This is a genomic window from Allobosea sp. RAF48 (assembly GCF_052114025.1).
Lineage (GTDB): Bacteria > Pseudomonadota > Alphaproteobacteria > Rhizobiales > Beijerinckiaceae > Allobosea.
Window position 1 is genome coordinate 69637 of record NZ_JBFRDZ010000015.1, and the last position, 17118, is coordinate 86754.

The 17118-nt window shown below is 67.9% G+C and carries 16 protein-coding genes; 14 read left to right on the forward strand and 2 right to left on the reverse strand.

The genetic code is table 11. The features are described 5' to 3' along the window. Positions 1-25: 25 nt before the first annotated feature. From tolA to pal, 3 genes are all read left to right on the forward strand, one after another. On the forward strand, positions 26-1234 hold the full coding sequence (gene tolA, locus AB4Z10_RS23945; protein ID WP_441472909.1) for a cell envelope integrity protein TolA: 1209 nt from the start codon (positions 26-28) through the stop codon (positions 1232-1234). A gap of 5 nt (positions 1235-1239) precedes the next feature. After that, the gene (gene tolB, locus AB4Z10_RS23950) at positions 1240-2577 is read left to right on the forward strand and encodes a Tol-Pal system beta propeller repeat protein TolB (RefSeq protein ID WP_441473017.1); all 1338 of its coding nucleotides are present in this window, start codon (positions 1240-1242) and stop codon (positions 2575-2577) included. Between the two features lie 450 nt (positions 2578-3027). Continuing rightward, positions 3028-3540, forward strand: a complete 513-nt coding sequence (gene pal, locus AB4Z10_RS23955) for a peptidoglycan-associated lipoprotein Pal (protein ID WP_441473018.1) — start codon at positions 3028-3030, stop codon at positions 3538-3540. Positions 3541-3628: 88 nt separating this feature from the next. On the opposite strand, the gene AB4Z10_RS23960 is transcribed toward pal, so the two are convergent. Both AB4Z10_RS23960 and AB4Z10_RS23965 read right to left on the reverse strand, forming a co-directional pair. Continuing rightward, positions 3629-3997 carry a cell division protein ZapA gene (locus AB4Z10_RS23960; protein WP_441472910.1) on the reverse strand — a complete coding sequence of 123 codons (369 nt, stop codon included), beginning with the start codon at positions 3995-3997 and terminating at the stop codon, positions 3629-3631. A 124-nt stretch (positions 3998-4121) separates the two neighbouring features. Beyond that, the gene (locus AB4Z10_RS23965) at positions 4122-4442 is read right to left on the reverse strand and encodes a DUF4164 family protein (RefSeq protein ID WP_349238563.1); all 321 of its coding nucleotides are present in this window, start codon (positions 4440-4442) and stop codon (positions 4122-4124) included. Positions 4443-4784: 342 nt separating this feature from the next. Between AB4Z10_RS23965 and tkt the strand changes: the two genes are divergently transcribed. The 11 genes from tkt (at position 4785) to AB4Z10_RS24020 (ending at position 17117) form a co-directional block, all read left to right on the forward strand. Further along, positions 4785-6782 carry a transketolase gene (tkt, locus tag AB4Z10_RS23970; RefSeq protein WP_441472911.1) on the forward strand — a complete coding sequence of 666 codons (1998 nt, stop codon included), beginning with the start codon at positions 4785-4787 and terminating at the stop codon, positions 6780-6782. Between the two features lie 188 nt (positions 6783-6970). Beyond that, positions 6971-7981, forward strand: a complete 1011-nt coding sequence (gap, locus tag AB4Z10_RS23975) for a type I glyceraldehyde-3-phosphate dehydrogenase (RefSeq protein ID WP_441472912.1) — start codon at positions 6971-6973, stop codon at positions 7979-7981. Positions 7982-8083: 102 nt separating this feature from the next. Further along, positions 8084-8581, forward strand: coding sequence for a hypothetical protein (locus AB4Z10_RS23980; protein WP_441472913.1), 498 nt, complete (start codon positions 8084-8086; stop codon positions 8579-8581). Further along, positions 8578-9771, forward strand: coding sequence for a phosphoglycerate kinase (locus AB4Z10_RS23985; protein ID WP_441472914.1), 1194 nt, complete (start codon positions 8578-8580; stop codon positions 9769-9771). The genes AB4Z10_RS23980 and AB4Z10_RS23985 overlap by 4 nt, the downstream gene beginning before the upstream one ends. Positions 9772-9911: 140 nt before the next feature. After that, the gene (gene fba / locus AB4Z10_RS23990; protein ID WP_441472915.1) at positions 9912-10994 is read left to right on the forward strand and encodes a class II fructose-bisphosphate aldolase; all 1083 of its coding nucleotides are present in this window, start codon (positions 9912-9914) and stop codon (positions 10992-10994) included. A gap of 170 nt (positions 10995-11164) precedes the next feature. Next, on the forward strand, positions 11165-12319 hold the full coding sequence (locus AB4Z10_RS23995) for a benzoate/H(+) symporter BenE family transporter (RefSeq protein ID WP_441472916.1): 1155 nt from the start codon (positions 11165-11167) through the stop codon (positions 12317-12319). Continuing rightward, positions 12316-12969, forward strand: a complete 654-nt coding sequence (locus tag AB4Z10_RS24000) for a thiamine phosphate synthase (RefSeq protein WP_441472917.1) — start codon at positions 12316-12318, stop codon at positions 12967-12969. The genes AB4Z10_RS23995 and AB4Z10_RS24000 overlap by 4 nt, the downstream gene beginning before the upstream one ends. Continuing rightward, positions 12966-13886, forward strand: coding sequence for a tetratricopeptide repeat protein (locus tag AB4Z10_RS24005; RefSeq protein ID WP_441472918.1), 921 nt, complete (start codon positions 12966-12968; stop codon positions 13884-13886). The genes AB4Z10_RS24000 and AB4Z10_RS24005 overlap by 4 nt, the downstream gene beginning before the upstream one ends. A gap of 197 nt (positions 13887-14083) precedes the next feature. Next, positions 14084-14875, forward strand: a complete 792-nt coding sequence (locus AB4Z10_RS24010) for an inositol monophosphatase family protein (protein WP_441472919.1) — start codon at positions 14084-14086, stop codon at positions 14873-14875. A 185-nt stretch (positions 14876-15060) separates the two neighbouring features. Next, the gene (locus tag AB4Z10_RS24015) at positions 15061-16071 is read left to right on the forward strand and encodes a flagellar motor protein MotA (RefSeq protein ID WP_441472920.1); all 1011 of its coding nucleotides are present in this window, start codon (positions 15061-15063) and stop codon (positions 16069-16071) included. 29 nt (positions 16072-16100) lie between these two features. Beyond that, the gene (locus AB4Z10_RS24020; RefSeq protein ID WP_441472921.1) at positions 16101-17117 is read left to right on the forward strand and encodes a peptidoglycan -binding protein; all 1017 of its coding nucleotides are present in this window, start codon (positions 16101-16103) and stop codon (positions 17115-17117) included. Position 17118: the final 1 nt, after the last annotated feature.

Genomic DNA, 17118 nt, shown 5'->3' on the forward strand with positions numbered 1-17118 from the left:
CGACGAGAGTAAGGGTGTTCAGGGCGTGAAGCTTACGACCTCCGAACCTGGCATGCTGGTGTCGGCGCTCGGCCACGCGACGGTCCTCGTCGCGGGGCTGCTGGCGTTTTCGTCCCCGGCGCCGCTGCCGGAGAACGAGGAAGCGATCGCCGTCGAGATCATCGATCCCAACGCACTGAACCAAGTCACGCGCGGCGAGCGCAGCGCCGAGAAGGTGCAGGCGCAGCCGACGCCGCGCGCCGAGCGCCAGTCCGATGTCGTCGAGCGCAAGGAAGCCGGCGAGGCCAAGACCGACACCCCTGCCCCACCCTCGCGCCCGCCCGAGCTGAAGGTCGCCGAGGACAACGCCTCGACACCGCCGCCGCCGGCCCGCCCGGTCGAGTTGCCGAAGCCCGAGACCAAGCCGCCGGAGCCGGCCAAGCAGCCCCCGCAGAAGAGCGAGGCCGCGGCCGCCCGCGAAGCCGAGCAGAAGCGCGAGGAGCTGGCGAAGCTCGCCGAGGACGCGGAGCTCGCCTCCAAGGCGAAGCAGGCCGAGGAGGAGGCGAAGGCCGCCGCCAAGGCCAAGGCGGAAGCCGAGGCCCAGGCCGCCAAGCGCGCGGCCGACGCGAAGGCCAAGGCCGAGGCGCTCGCCAAGGCCGAAGCCGACAAGCAGGCCAAGGAGAAGGCCGAAGCTGCCGCCAAGGCGAAGGCCGAGGCCGAGCAGAAGGCGAAGCTCGCCGCCGAGGCCAAGGCCAAGCAGGAGGCCGAGGCCAAGGCCAAGCGCGAGGCCGAGATCGCCAAGAACTTCAACGCCAGCGATATCGCCAAGCTGCTGCAGTCGAAGGAGAAGGCGCAGTCCTCCGGCTCCTCGGCGCCGCAGGTCAATCGCACGGCCTCGCTCGGCACCGAGCGCGGCGCCTCGCAGAAGCTCAGCCCGTCGCTCCGGGCGCAGCTCATCGGCATCATCCAGGATCAGCTGCTGAAGTGCTGGAACGTGCCGATCGCACTCGCCAACGCCCATGGCAGCGGCAACGTCGTGCCGTCCGTGCGGATGAAGCTCAATACCGACGGCTCGCTCGCCGGCCAGCCTGGCGTGATCAACTCCTCGTCCGACCCGCTCTTCCGTGTCGCCGCCGACTCGGCGCTGACCGCCACCCGCCGCTGCGCGCCTTTGCGCATTCCGGCTCAATTCGCCGCCTATTATGACGACTGGCGCGACGTCGTCGTCAATTTCGACGCAAGGGACGTCATGTGACCCCGATGATCGACATTAGCCCCCTCCCCTTCCTGACGGCCGCGCCGACGCGCCGCCGTCTGCTCGCCACCGCCGGCGCCGCCCTGATGGTGCCTGCGGCCGCCCGCGCCGAACTTGTCATCGACCTGCGCGGCGGCGCCTTCCAGCCCATGCCGATCGCCATCGCCGATTTCGCCGGCGAAGGCGGCGTGCTCGTCTCCAGCGTGATCACCAACAACCTGAAGCGCTGCGGCTACTTCACGCCGGTCGACAAGAGCCGCTTCCCGGAGCCGAACCCGCCCTTCGACTCCGCGCCCCGCTTCGACGCCTGGAAGGCCAGCGGCGTACAGGCGCTGGTCACCGGCCGCGTCGCGCGCGAGGCCGGCCGCATCCGCGCCGAGTTCCGGCTCTGGGATGTCGCGACCGGCACGCAGACCGACGGCCAGCAGTACTTCACCGACCCGAGCAATGCCCGCCGCGTCGGCCACATCATCTCGGATGCGATCTTCAGCAAGGTCACCGGGCTCGGTGGCTTCTTCGACACCCGCGTCGTCTTCGTCGACGAATCCGGCCCGAAGGAGAGCCGCCGCAAGCGTCTCGCCATCATGGACCAGGACGGCGCCAATGTGCGCTATCTCACCAATGGCGATACCTCGGTGGTAACGCCGCGCTATTCGCCGGTCTCGCAGGACGTCACCTTCATGTCGCAGCGCCAGGGCGAGCAGCCCCGCGTGCAGGTGCTCAACATCGAGACCGGCCAGCGCCAGATCGTCGGCAACTTCCCGGACATGAGCTCGAGCCCGCGCTTCGCGCCCAACGGCCAGCGCGTCGTGCTCTCGCTGCAGCAGGGCGGAAACGCCAATCTCTACGCCATCGACATCGGCTCGCGCTCGACGACGCGCCTGACCTCGACGGCGGCGATCGACACCTCGCCCTCCTACGCGCCGGACGGCTCGCGGATCGTCTTCGAGAGCGACCGTGGCGGCCAGCAGCAGCTCTATGTGATGTCGTCCTCCGGCGGCGAAGCCCAGCGCATCTCCTTCGGCCAGGGCCGCTATTCGCAGCCTTCGTGGTCACCGCGCGGCGACCTCATCGCCTTCACCCGGCAGGGCGGCGGCGGCTTCGCCATCGGCGTGATGCGCCCGGACGGCTCGGGCGAGCGCATCCTCACCGAGGGCTTCCACAACGAAGCCCCGAACTGGGCGCCGAACGGCCAGTACCTGATGTTCTTCCGCGATCCGGGCGGCCAGTCCGGCGGCAAATTGTACATGGTCGACATCACCGGCCGCGTCGAGGTGCCGGTCCCGACACCGGCTTTCGCCTCCGACCCGACCTGGTCGCCGCTGCTGAGCGGGCAGCGCTGAGAACGGCCGCGCATTTGACGGGAGAAGGGGCCGCCCGGCCATGGTTGGGCGGCCTTCTTATTTGGCCCGAGAGGCGGCCCGGAGCCTGATCCGATCAGGTTCAATCGACCTGATCGGTTAAGCCGTCCCCAAGCTATTCAAAGTGCACGCCCCGACCGAGAGCTTGCCCCAGCCTTGTGATGCACTGCGAGGCGTCGCCGAAACGATTGCGCCCCTGATCGGCCGGGTAGCTGGCAAAGTGGCCAGAGAGGCGAGCTTCTGTGTCTCCAGGGCCACAACGGCCAGCGCAAACGCCTTTCGCCATAATTGGTTAACCATACGCCGCAATGCCGCCACTTCGCCTTGTTCTGGCAAGGTCTCGTTTAGGTTGACGCTTCATTGATGGAGCCACGCGAAGCCGTCCTTGAAGCGCGCCGCCAAGAGATTTCGATCGCCCGGAGTTTAGCCATGATGACCACTCTTTTCGCCGGCGGCCGTTCGGTCCGCTTTGCCGCCGCCATCGCCGCGACGCTCGCGCTCGGCGCTTGCGCCAAAGACCAGAATGCCGACGCCTCGGGCTTCGGCGCCGGCGGCGCCGCGACGCCCGGCAGCGCCCAGGACTTCGTCGTGAATGTCGGCGACCGCGTCTTCTTCGAGACCGACTCCACCGACCTGACCTCCACCGCCACCGCTACCCTCGACAAGCAGGCCGGCTGGCTGCAGCGCTATCCGCGCTACACCTTCACGGTCGAGGGCCACGCCGACGAGCGCGGCACGCGCGAGTACAACTATTCGCTCGGCGCCCGCCGCGCCCAGACCGTGCGCGACTACCTCGCCTCGCGCGGCATCCAGGCGAACCGCATGCGCACCATCTCCTATGGCAAGGAGCGCCCGGTCGCGGTCTGCAACGACATCTCCTGCTGGTCGCAGAACCGCCGCTCCGTCACGGTGCTGGACGGCGCGGGCGGCGCCCCGGGCGTCTGATCTCGGCCTGAGCTGCGCAGGAAAAAACCCCGGACGGCAACGTCCGGGGTTTTCGCTTTAATTGGCAAGTGCCGTAGCCGGCAGTCCGTCACCCCGTCATTGTCGGAAGCAGGCTCTTGGCCACGCCCTCGATCCGCTCGGCCGCCGCGACCAGGGCTTCCGCCGCGCGGTCCTCGACCTCGCTCAGGCGCTGGTCGGCTGCGCCGGCATCGCCCTGCGTTGCGGCGAGGTCCGATTCGAGCCTCGCCAGCCGCTGCTTCAGTTCATGGACCTCGTCCGCGACCATCAGTGCCGCCATGACATGCAGCCGCATGTCGCCTATCTCGCCGAAGGCCAGCCGCATCTCGCCGATCTTCTCGTCATAGAACTGCGCGAGCCCTTCGAGATGGGCTTCTTCGCCCTCCCCGCATGCCATGCGGTAGGCCTTGCCGGCGATCATGACGTTGACTTGCGGCATCCGTCTCCTGCCCTCTTCGCTTCTAGTGCATTTCCGCGTCTCTGCGTATCGCGGGAATGCTCCATCTCTTCGTTTTGTCGCGTTTTCCGCACGCGAACCGGCGTCCACTTCGCTCGAAAATGCGCTAGCTCGCTTCGGCCTCGTGCTCCGGCTCCTCGGCCGGCTGCTGCGCCTGCACGCGTTCGATCACCGCGCTGATGACGTTCATCGCCCGCAGCAACCGCTGGTCGACATCGGCGGCCGCCGTTTCGACATGGCCGAGCCGCGCCATCGCGCCGTCGAGATCGGCCGCGAGCCGCGCCCGGTCATCCTGCATCAGCGCCAGTTCGGTTTCGAGATTGCCCCGGCCGCGTTCCGCTTCGATCCGCCGCCGCGCCGCCGCCTCGAGCTGCCCCAGAGCGCTGTCGAGACGCGCCAGCGCATTGTCCAGCATCAGGCTCGCCACGGTCGCTCTCCTTTCAGATCGAAGCCGGCTCACACGATTCGTGCCTGAATTTACAGCAGAACGCGGGAAAACAGGAATCGACCCAAAAGCGCGTAAACGCTGCCTCGCAAAGGCTTGCCCGCCGCGACGGATGCGCCATCTGCGAAAAACCGGGCACTGAGGCCCCCTGCGACCGCGAAAGCCGGCCTCCGCGAATTGACTCGAAGGGAGAGCCGGGCCTAATCCACCCGTCCTTTCCAAGCTCGCCAAGAGCAGCTTCAAGACTGCCTTCCCCCCTCCCCCGGCCCGCTGTCGCGCAGGTCGGACCGGCCCTCCCGCCAGACGGAGCCCTGTGAGACCATCATGACCAGCATCGACCGCGCCCAGCACGACAAGCTCGCCAACGCCATCCGCGGCCTGGCGATGGACGGCGTCGAGAAGGCCAAGTCCGGCCACCCCGGCCTGCCGATGGGCGCCGCCGACGTCGCCGCCGTGCTGTTTTCCCGCGTGATGAAATACGATGCCGCCGATCCGCGCTGGCCGGACCGCGACCGCTTCGTGCTCTCCGCCGGCCATGGCTCGATGCTGCTCTACGCCCTACTCTATCTCACCGGCACCCCCGGCATGGAGCTCGCCGACCTCCAGAAATTCCGCCAGCTCGGTTCCAACACGCCGGGCCATCCGGAGAATTTCGAGACTGCCGGCGTCGAGACCACCACCGGCCCGCTCGGCCAGGGCCTCGCCACCGCCGTCGGCATGGCGATGGCCGAACGCATGCTCGCCGCCGAGTTCGGCAAGAAGGTCGTCGATCACCACACCTATGTGCTGGCCTCTGACGGCGACCTGATGGAGGGCATCAGCCAGGAGGCGATCGCGCTCGCCGGCCACCAGAAACTCAACAAGCTGATCGTGCTCTGGGACGACAACGGCATCTCCATCGACGGCCCGCTCTCGATCACCGACAATGTCGACCAGGTCGCGCGCTTCAAGGCCTGCGGCTGGCGCTCCGAGCGCGTCGACGGCCATGATCCCGAGGCGATCGAGGCCGCCATCCGCCGCGCCCAGAAGTCGAACAAGCCGACCATGATCGCCTGCAAGACGATCATCGGTTTCGGCGCGCCGCATAAGCAGGGCACCTCGAAGGCCCATGGCGAGGCGCTGGGCGCCGACGAGCTCGCCGCAGCCAAGAAGAACCTCGGCATCACCGGTGGGCCCTTCGAGATTCCCGCCGAGGTGCTGAAGGCCTGGCGCAGCTTCGGCGCGGCCGGCGCCGCCGCGCACAAGGAATGGAACGAGCGCTTCGGCGCCCTCTCCGAGCGCAAGCGCGGCGAGTTCGAGCGCCGTCTCGCCCATACGGTCCCCGCCAAGCTCGACAAGGTGATCCTCGCCCACAAGAAGGGGCTGATCGCGGCGCCGCAGGCCGTCGCGACCCGCAAGGCCTCGGAGCTGGCGCTGGAAGCCATCACACCGGTCATGCCGGAGCTGGTGATGGGCTCGGCCGACCTGACGCCGTCGAACAACACCCGCACAAAGGCCGCCGAGGACTTCACCCCGAAGACCCCGAAGGGCCGCTACGTGCGCTACGGCATCCGCGAGCATGGCATGGCCGCGGCGATGAACGGCATCACCCTGCATGGCGGCTTCCGCACTGCCGGCGGCACCTTCCTCGTCTTCGCCGATTATGCCCGTCCGTCGATGCGCCTCGCCGCCCTGATGGGGTTGCCGGTCGTCTACGTCATGACCCATGACTCGATCGGCCTCGGCGAGGACGGCCCGACCCACCAGCCGGTCGAGCAGATCGCCTCGCTGCGCGCCATGCCGAACATGCGCGTCTTCCGCCCGGCCGACGCGATCGAGACCGCCGAAGCCTGGCAGGCAGCGCTGGAGCGCAGGGACGGGCCGACCGTGCTGGCTCTGTCGCGCCAGAACCTGCCGCAACTGCGCACCGACGCCACGGCGAAGAACCGCTCCGCCACCGGCGCCTATGAGCTGCTCGCGGCCGAGGGCGGCAAGGCCCAGGTCTCGCTCTTCGCCTCGGGCTCCGAGGTCGAGCTTGCCGTCGCCGCCCGCAAGCTGCTGGCCGAGAAGGGCGTGCGCGCCCGCGTCGTCTCGGTGCCCTCGCTCGAACTCCTGCTCCTGCAGGACGAGGCCACCCAGGCCGAGATCATCGGCTCCGCGCCGGTCAAGGTCGCGGTCGAGGCGGGCGTGCGCTTCGGCTGGGATGCGGTGATCGGCCATGACGGCGCATTCGTCGGCATGCACTCCTTCGGGGCGAGCGGCCCCTACAAGGAAGTCTACAAGCACTTCGGCATCACGGCGGAGGCTGTCGCCGAAGCCGCGATGAAGCAGCACAACGGCTGATATTCCCCGTCATTGCGAGCGCGGCGAAGCAATTCAGGGGAACGTCGGGCCCTGCTGCCCCTGGATTGCTTCGTCGCTACGCTCCTCGCAATGACGGTTTTTATCTTGCGTTCGGCCATGCTTTGGCCGAATTGCCCGCGTGGATAGCGACGGCTCACGCCGGTTCGCTCGGCGAAGGAGAGGAAGAGATGACGGTTAAGGTGGCGATCAACGGCTTCGGCCGCATCGGGCGCAACGTTCTGCGCGCGATCATCGAGTCGAAGCGCAAGGACATCGAGGTCGTCGCGATCAACGATCTCGGCCCGGTCGAGACCAACGCCCATCTCTTCCGCTTCGACTCAGTCCACGGCCGCTTCCCCGGCACGGTAACCGTCTCCGGCGACACGATCGATGTCGGCCGCGGCCCGATCAAGGTCACCGCCATCCGCGATCCCAAGGATCTGCCGCACAAGGCTCTCGGCGTCGACATCGCGCTGGAATGCACCGGCATCTTCACCACCCGTGAGAAGGCCGCCGCCCATCTGGCCGCAGGCGCCAAGCGCGTGCTGGTCTCTGCCCCCTGCGACGGCGCCGACCTCACCGTCGTCTACGGCGTCAACCATGGCGAGCTCAGCAAGGAGCATCTCGTCGTCTCGAACGCCTCCTGCACCACGAACTGCCTCGCGCCGGTCGTGCGCGTGCTTCATGACGCCGTGGGCATCGACAAGGGCTTCATGACCACGATCCATGCCTATACCGGCGACCAGCCGACGCTCGACACCATGCACAAGGATCTCTATCGCGGCCGTGCCGCCGCGATGTCGATGATCCCGACCTCGACCGGCGCTGCCAAGGCGATCGGCCTCGTCATCCCCGATCTCAAGGGCCGCCTCGACGGCACCTCGATCCGCGTGCCGACGCCGAACGTCTCGGTCGTCGACTTCAAGTTCCTCGCCAAGCGCAAGACCTCGGTCGAGAAGATCAACGACGCCATCATCAAGGCGTCGAAGCGTGGCGCGCTGAAGGGCATCCTCGGGGTCACCGACCAGCCGAACGTTTCGATCGACTTCAACCACGACTCGCATTCCTCGACCTTCGCCCTCGACCAGACCAAGGTCATGGACGACAAGTTCGTGCGCGTGCTGTCCTGGTACGACAATGAGTGGGGCTTCTCGAACCGCATGAGCGACACGGCCGTCGCCATGGGCGCCCTGCTCTGATCCATCGCCCCCATGCCCCCGGCAGGGGGTATGGTGCCTGAAAGCGAGGCCGCACCGTGCTCCGGCGCGGCCCCGCCATTTCCTCCACGCTACGGAGAGCCTATGGCCAAGATCGAGCCGACTGTTGCGTCCCCGGTGCCCGTCGAGGCGCCCGCCGTGATGCCGCCCCCCGCATTCAGCCCCGCTCCCGCAGCTGCAACGCCTGCACCGGCAGCTCCCGCCGTGGTCATCGGCTCCGCGGTGCCCGCCTCCGTCGAAACCGCATCGAAGCCCGATCCGCGCCAGCTCGATCAGCTCTCCCGCATCGAGGAGAAGGCCGCGCGCATCGAGGAGAAGTTCGCCCGCTACGAGGCTGTCCTGACCCGCGCCGAGGCCTCGCTCGAGCGCAGCGCCCACAAGGTCGACGCCGCCGCCGGCACGATGGACTTCGCCGCGATCCGCGGCGAGATTTCCGCCCTGCGTGACCGCGTCGACGCCACGCCGCGCGCCGGAACCCTGTTCTTGACCGCCATCGTCACGGCCGTTCTCACTGTCGCGCTCACCATTGCGGTGCTGAGGTTCGGAGTGCCCGGTCTGTTCGGGAGCCTGCTGACGCGATGACCGCCTTCCGCACCCTCGACGACGCCGATCTCGCCGGCAAGCGTGCCCTCGTCCGCGTCGACCTCAACGTTCCGATGGAGAACGGCAAGGTCAGCGACACCACCCGCATCGACCGTGTGCTGCCGACCATTCGCGAGATCGCCGACAAGGGCGGCAAGGTCATCCTGCTCGCGCATTTCGGCCGTCCCAAGGGCCGCGACGACAAGAACAGCCTGAAGCAGATCGTCCCGGCGCTGACTCAGGCGCTCGGCCGCCCCGTCGCCTTCGTCGACGACTGTATCGGCGAGCCGGTCGCCAAGGCCGTTGCCGCCGCGAAGAACGGCGACGTCCTGCTGCTGGAGAACACCCGTTTTCACGCTGGCGACGAGAAGAACGACGCCGAGTTCGTGAGGGCGATCGCCGCCAATGGCGATCTCTACGTCAATGACGCCTTCTCCGCCGCCCACCGCGCCCATGCCTCGACTGAAGGTCTCGCCCATGTCCTGCCGGCCTATGCCGGACGGACCATGCAGGCGGAGCTGGAGGCGCTTTCCGCCGGCCTCGACAATCCCGCCCGGCCGGTGATGGCGATCGTCGGTGGCGCCAAGGTCTCGACCAAGCTCGACTTGCTCGGCAACCTCGTCAGGAAGGTCGACGTGCTCGCTATCGGCGGCGGCATGGCCAACACGTTCCTCGCCGCGCGCGGCGTCGATGTCGGCAAGTCGCTCTGCGAGCACGACCTGCTCGACACCGCCCGCGAGATCGAAGCCAAGGCCAAGGCCGCCGGCTGCGAGATCCTGCTTCCGGTCGATGCGCTCGTCGCGCGTGAATTCAAGGCCCATCCCAGCTACCGCGTCGTGCCGGTTGGCGAGGTCGAGGCCGACGAGATGATCCTCGACGCCGGCCCGCTGAGCATCGCCGAAGTCGTTCTGCGGTTGGAGAAGGTCAAGACGCTGGTCTGGAACGGCCCCTTCGGTGCCTTCGAGCTGCCGCCCTTCGACACGGCGACCGTCGCGGTCGCCAAGGCGGCGGCCAGGCACGTCCAGGCAGGCGAACTCGTCGCGGTCGCCGGCGGCGGCGACACCGTCTCGGCCATGAACCATGCCGGCGTCGCGGACAGCCTGTCCTATGTCTCGACGGCAGGTGGCGCCTTCCTCGAATGGATGGAAGGCAAGGCTCTGCCGGGCGTCGAGGCGCTGCGGAAAGCCTGATTGCGACGATGTTTTCAGAGGCCGCCCGGCAACCGGGCGGCCCTTCGCATTTTCAGCATGTCAGTGCTTTAGTTTTGCGCCAGTGGCGCTTACGCACTACATCAAACCTCATATCGATTAGCCAAAGGGGAGTGCCAATCGTGGCCCGTATCACGCTTCGCCAGTTGCTCGACCACGCCGCCGAGAACGACTACGGCGTGCCCGCCTTCAACATCAACAACATGGAGCAGGCGCTGGCGATCATGGCCGCGGCGGATGCGACCGACGCGCCCGTCATCATCCAGGCCTCGCGCGGCGCCCGCAGCTACGCCAACGACATCATGCTCAAGCACATGATGGACGCCGTCACCGAGATCTATCCGCATATCCCGGTCTGCGTGCATCTCGACCACGGCAACGAGCCGGCGACCTGCATGACCGCGATCCAGGCGGGCTTCACCTCGGTGATGATGGACGGCTCGCTCAAGGCCGACGGCAAGACCCCCGGCGACTGGGACTACAATGTCGGCGTGACCAAGACCGTCACCGACATGGCCCATCTCGGCGGCATCTCCGTCGAAGGAGAGCTCGGTGTCTTGGGTTCGCTGGAAAGCGGCGAGGGCGAGAAGGAGGACGGGCACGGCTTCGAGGGCAAGCTCAGCCATGACCAGCTCCTGACCAACCCCGACGAAGCCGTGAAGTTCGTTGCCGAGACCAAGGTCGATGCGCTCGCCATCGCCATGGGCACCTCGCACGGCGCCTACAAGTTCACCCGCAAGCCCGACGGCGCGATCCTGGCGATGCATGTCATCGAGGAGATCCACAAGCTGCTGCCGAACACGCATCTCGTCATGCACGGCTCGTCCAGCGTTCCGCAGGACCTTCAGGACGTCATCAACCAGTACGGCGGCAAGATGCCCCAGACCTGGGGTGTGCCGGTCGAGGAGATCCAGCGCGGCATCAAGCACGGCGTGCGCAAGATCAACATCGACACCGACAACCGCATGGCGATGACCGGCCAGATCCGCAAGATCCTGTCCGAGAACCCCGGCGAGTTCGATCCGCGCAAATATCTGAAGCCCGCCATGGAGGCGATGACCAAGCTCTGCAAGCAGCGGCTCGAGGAGTTCAACACCGCCGGCCAGGCCTCGAAGATCAAGCGCGTCATCACGCTCGCCGAAATGGCCAAGCGCTACGCCAAGGGCGAACTCGACCCGACCTTCGGCTCGAAGAAGGCGGCGTGATCCGCCTGACGGCTCCATTCTGCAACGCCCGGCCTGGCGCCGGGCGTTTTCTTTCCGGGGCGGCGCATCGCTCCGGCTGCAGCTCGGCATGTGCCTAGCGCTCTTTCCGTACGCAGCGTTTTCTGATTCAACGGCTTGATCCCGCCGCCTGCGATCACCGCCGGAACGCCATGTCGATCGTCTTCTCCGCTCTGGTCGCGGTCTTCGTCGGCTTCGCCGCCTCGGTGGCCGTCATCCTCTCCGCCGCGCAGACGCTCGGCGCAACGGCCGGACAGACCGTGTCCTGGATCGCTGCGCTCGCCATTGCGACCGCGATCTCCAGCGCCTTTCTGTCCTGGCGCTACCGCCTGCCGATGATCTGCGCCTGGTCGACGCCGGGCGCGGCCCTCATCGCCGCCGCCAGCGGCTTCGACATGGCGTCGGCGGTCGGCGCGTTTCTCCTCGCCGCGGCGCTGATGATGCTCACCGCCGCCTTCCGCCCGCTCGGCCGCCTGATCGAACGCATCCCGATGCCCGTCGCCTCGGCGATGCTGGCTGGTGTCATCTTCCGCTTTGTCGTCGCGGTCTTCGACGAGATGCGGCTGTCGCCGACGCTCGTCCTGCCGCTGCTCGCGGTCTTTCTCGTCGCGCGGCTGATCAGCCCCTTCCTTGGCGTCATCGCCGCGCTCGCCGCCGGTATTGTGATCAGCTTTGCGGGCGGGCTCGCCCATTGGCCGGCAGGAGAGATCGCGCTGACCGGCCTCGAATTCGTCACGCCTCGCTTCGATATTGCCGCCATGCTCGGCATCGGCGTCCCGCTCTACCTCGTCACCATGGCCGCCCAGAACCTGCCGGGTTTCGCCGTGCTGCGCGCCGCCGGCTACAGCCCGCCGACGGCGCCCGCCCTCTTCGTCACCGGCCTGACCTCGCTCGTCACCGCGCCCTTCGGCGCGCATATGACCAACATGGCCGCGATATCAGCCTCGATCTGCACCGGCGGCGACACCCACCCTGACCCGAAGCAGCGCTGGAAGGCCGGCGTGGTCTACGGCGCGCTCTGGCTCACCGTCGCTGGCTTTGCCGGCCTGCTGATCGCGCTGGTGCTCGCCATGCCGAAGGCGCTGATCGTCGCCGTTGCCGGGCTCGGCCTCGTCGGCTCGCTCACGGGCGCGCTCGCCCAGGCCATATCCTCCGACAAGGAGCGCTTCGCCGCCGTCATCGCCTTCTCCGTCGCCGCCTCCAGCTTCTCGCTCTTCGGCATCGGCTCCGCCTTCTGGAGCTTGATTGCCGGGCTTGCGGTCTTGACATTGGACTTCGCTGCGGGCCGTTTGCGCAGCCGATCATGACCACGCACTCCTCCCACACCCGCCTGATGCTCGTCACCCCGCCCGTCGAGGACGCGGAGGCGATCGTCTTTCGCCTGATGCAGGCCATGGCCGGCGGTGACATCGCCGCCATCGTGCTGCGCCTCACGCCCGGCGACGACCGCAACCGCATCGAGCGCGTCAAGCGCCTCGCCGCACCGGTCCAGGCCAACAACGTCGCCCTTGTCGTCGAGGACAGCGCGCTCGTCGCGACCCGCGGCGGCGCCGACGGCGTGCATGTCACCGGTGGGCCCGAGGCGATCGCAGAGGCCCGCTCCAGCCTGAAGAACGAGCGCATCGTCGGCGCCGGCGGCCTGCGCGCCCGCCACGACGCGATGGATGTCGGCGAGGCCGGTGTCGACTACGTCATGTTCGGCGAACCGCGCGCCGACGGCAGCGTGCCGCCGCTCACGGCCGTGATCGAGCGCGCCGGCTGGTGGGCCGAGATCTTCGAGACGCCCTGCGTCGCCTATGCGCCCGATGCCGAATCGATCCCCGCGCTGGTCGAGACCGGCGCCGAGTTCGTCGCGCTCGGTGCCTGGGCCTTCGAGGAAGGCCAGGATGTCCGCGCGCTGGTCGAGGCTGCCAATGCCACGATCGCCGAATTCGCGGCCCGGAAGGCGGCGCGATGAAGCATCTCGCCCGTATTGCCTGCCTCGCCGGTTCCATGCTGGTGGCGGCTCCGGCTTGGGCCGCGCCCTCAGCCGACAATGCCTATGGCGCCTATCAGGCAGGCCACTACCGGCGTGCGCTGTCCGATGCGCTCAAGCGCATCGAGACCGACAACAGCGACGCCGCCGCGATGACGCTGCTCGGCGAGCTCTACCGTCAGGGCCTCGGCGTCGCCCCGAACCAGAAGGTCGCGACCGAATGGTATGAACGGGCCGAAGCGCGCGGCGATATCAATGCCACCTTCGCCCTGGCGACCCAGCTGCTCGACGACAAGAGCGGCAAGCGCGATCCGGTCCGCGCCGGCGCCCTGCTTGAGAAGGCCGCTGCGGCCGGCCACCCGGCCGCCAACTACAATCTCGCGCTGACCCTGCTCGCCACCGGCCGCGAGGCGGACGACCAGCGCGCCGTCGCCTGCCTCGAGATCGCCGCCAAATCCAATGTCGGCGACGCCATGCATGCCCTCGGCGTGCTGGCAAAGCAGGGCCGCGGCATGCCGGCGAGCGAGGAGACAGCCGCGCGCTGGATGAAGCAGGCGACTGCGGCCGGCAACGTTCCCGGCATGGTCGAGTATGCGATCATGCTGTTCAACGGCATCGGCGTGTCCAAGGATGAGGCGCGCGCGGCGAAGCTGTTCCAGCGCGCCGCCGCGCTCGGCAACCCGATCGCCCAGAACCGTCTGGCCAAGCTCTACCAGTTTGGCCTGGGCATTCCGCCCGACACGATCGAGGCCGCGGCCTGGCATCTCGCCGCTCGTGCGCAGGGGCTCGATGACCCCGGGCTCGACGCCCTGTTCGACCGGCTGAAGCCCGAACAGCAGGCCCGCGCCGCGCGCATTGCGGCCAGCCGCATCAGCAGCGCCGTCTTGACGGCGCAGTAAGAGCCGCGCAAGTGACGGGTTACTACGGTCGAAACGCAGCCCTCATCCTGAGGAGCAGCCTTTAGGCTGCGTCTCGAAGGATGTTCCAGTGCAATCTGAAACATCCTTCGAGACGCCGCTTTGCGGCTCCTCAGGATGAGGGCTGGAGAGGCCGTTCCTTCCTTTCCAGCCGCGCCCCGGCGCGCAAGAGGTTTCCGATGATCCGCTCCCCCCTGATGACCGTGATGACCGACGCCGTGATGAAGGCGTCCCGCTCTCTGAAGCGCGACTTCGGCGAGGTCGAGAACCTGCAGGTGCTCGCGAAAGGGCCCGGCGACTTCGTCTCGAAGGCCGATCACAAAGCCGAGCAGATCCTGCGCGAGTCGCTGGAGAAGGCGCGGCCGGGCTACGGCTTCATCATGGAGGAAAGCGGCGTCGTCCACGGCACGGACGAGAGCAATCGCTGGCATATCGACCCGCTCGACGGCACCCACAACTTCCTGCGCGGCATCCCGCACTGGAACATCTCGGTCGCGCTCGAGCGCGACAACCAGTTCATCGCCGGTGTCGTCTACGACGCCGCCAAGGACGAGATGTTCATGGCCGAGAAGGGCAAGGGCGCCTATGTCAACAACCGGCGCCTGCGCGTCTCCGGCCGCAACGAGCCGGCCGACATGCTGATCGGCACCGGCATCCCGCATATCGGCAAGGGCGGCCACGGCCAGTTCCTGCGCGAGCTCGCCGCGGTGATGCCGCGCTTCGCCAATGTTCGCCGCATGGGTTCGGCAGCGCTCGACATCGCCTATGTCGCCGCCGGCCGCATGGACGCCTACTGGGAGCGCGGTCTCAACACCTGGGATTTCGCGGCGGGCGCCGTGCTGATCCGCGAGGCGGGCGGCACCTTCGGCTCGCTCGACGGCAAGCCGATCACCAGCGCCCGGGACATCATCTGCGGCAACGAGGCCGGCGAGCGTGCGCTCGCTGCAGCGCTGAAGACAGCCGCCGCCTGAGAGGCTCTCTGGGCGCACCAGTCCTCATCGCGAGACGCCACTTCCGGCGAAATGGCTCCTCGCCCGAGGGCTGGGGACTTTTTCAAACCGGCTTTGAGACAGAACTGTAGCTCTTTCGTGCTTGATCCCGGAGGCGTGGAAGGCGACAGTCCTCCCCGCACTCCGAGGCGAACGGAAGACGACGAATGGCGAACGAGGATTTCGCGGCCGAGCCGGTGACGGCCGCACCCCTGCGTACGGAGACCCGCTTCTCGCGCCCGCTTCGCTACATCATCCGTGCGGTCCTGTTTCTCGCCCTGATCGGCTTCCTCGGCTACATCCTCCAGGGCGGCCTGGTTCAGGCCTTCATGACCAATCCGGGGCTTAACGGCCTCATTGTCGGCGCACTGTTCGTCGGCGTGCTGATCGCCCTGCGCGAACTCTGGCGCCTTTACACCGAGGCCCGTGCCGCCACCCGGCTTGCCGCCGCCCCCGCCTCGGCAGAGGTCCAGCGCAGCCAGGTCATCGCGCCCTTCGGCTCCGTCCTCACAGCTCTCGATCGCGGCACGCTCGCCCCCGCCCAGGCCGTCTCGGCCCTCGAATCGGTCGCGGTCAGGCTCGACGACGGGCGTGAGGTGCTGCGTTATCTCGCCGGCCTGCTCGTCTTCCTCGGCCTGCTCGGCACATTCTGGGGCCTGCTCGACACCGTGGGTTCGGTCGGCACCGTCATCAAGTCGCTGCGCACCGGCGCCGAGGCCGGGGTGCTCTTCGACGAGCTGAAGGCCGGGCTCTCGGCCCCGCTCGCCGGCATGGGCCTGTCCTTCTCGTCCTCGCTCTTCGGCATCGCCGGCTCGCTGATTCTCGGCTTCCTCGATCTTCAGGTGGCACAGGCGCAGCGCCGCTTCCGCAACGAGCTCGAAAGCTGGCTCGGCACCCGCACCGCAACGCCGGATACCATCGCGCCCCTGCTCGCCGCAGGCGACCCGCTGGCCGACCGCTTCGAAAGGCTGAGCTCCGCGATGGCGGACGGCGCCTCGAACAACCGCGCGGCGACCCAGGCGCTCGCCAACCTCGCCGAGGGCATCCAGGGCCTCGTCCAGCATATGCGCGCCGAGCAGCAGATGATCCGCGACTGGGTCGAGGCGCAGGCCACGCGCGAAAAGGATCTGAAGCGGTTGATCGAACGCCTTACGGCTGACCAGATCACCGAGCCATGATCGCCGTCGGCACTTCAGGAGCCTGACCCATGGCCCTCTCCCGCGCCCATCGCCGCGAGGACGCGAATTTCTGGCCCGGTTTCGTCGACGCGCTCTCGACGATGCTGATCGGCATCGTCTTCCTGCTCACCGTCTTCGTCCTCGGCCAGTTCTTCCTCTCACAGGAGCTGACCGGCAAGGACACCGCGCTGGAGCGGCTCAACAGGCAGATCTCCGAGCTCACCGATTTGCTGGCGCTGGAGCGTTCCTCGAACCGGCAGGCGCAGGAGAACCTGCAGCTCATGCAATCGACCCTGACGCGCGAGCAGGACGAGCGCGGCCGCCTGCAGGGCCAGCTCGCCACCCAGAACAATGCCGCCCCGGTCCAGCTCGCAGAGACGCAGAAGGCGCTCGACGCCGAAAAGCAGCTCTCCGCCCGCGCCCAGTCGACCGTCGATCTCGTCAACCAGCAGATTCTCGCCATGCGCCGTCAGCTCGCCGCGCTGGAAGAGGCGCTTGCCGCCTCGGAGGCCAAAGACAAGGACTCGCAGGCGCGCATCTCGGAACTGGGCTCGCGGCTCAATGTGGCGCTGGCCCAGCGCGTCCAGGAACTCGCGCGCTACCGCTCGGACTTCTTCGGACGTCTGCGGCAGGTGCTCGGCACGCGGCCCGACATCCGCGTCGTCGGGGACCGCTTCGTCTTCCAGTCGGAAGTCTTCTTCGATGCCGGTCAGGCTGTTCTGAAGCCCGAAGGCAAGGAGGAGCTCGACAAGCTCGCCACCATCCTGCTCGATCTCGGCCGCGAGATGCCGCCCGACCTGCCCTGGATCCTGCGCGTCGACGGCCACACCGACAACCGCCCGATCAAGACCGCCCAGTTCCCTTCGAACTGGCATCTCTCCTCGGCGCGCGCCATCGCCGTGGTCGAGTACCTGATCTCGCGCGGCCTGCCGACCGATCGGGTCGCCGCCACCGGCTTCGGCGAATACCAGCCGCTCGATGTCGCCAATACCGACGAAGCGCACCGCCGCAACCGCCGCATCGAGTTCAAGATCACGGAGCGCTGAT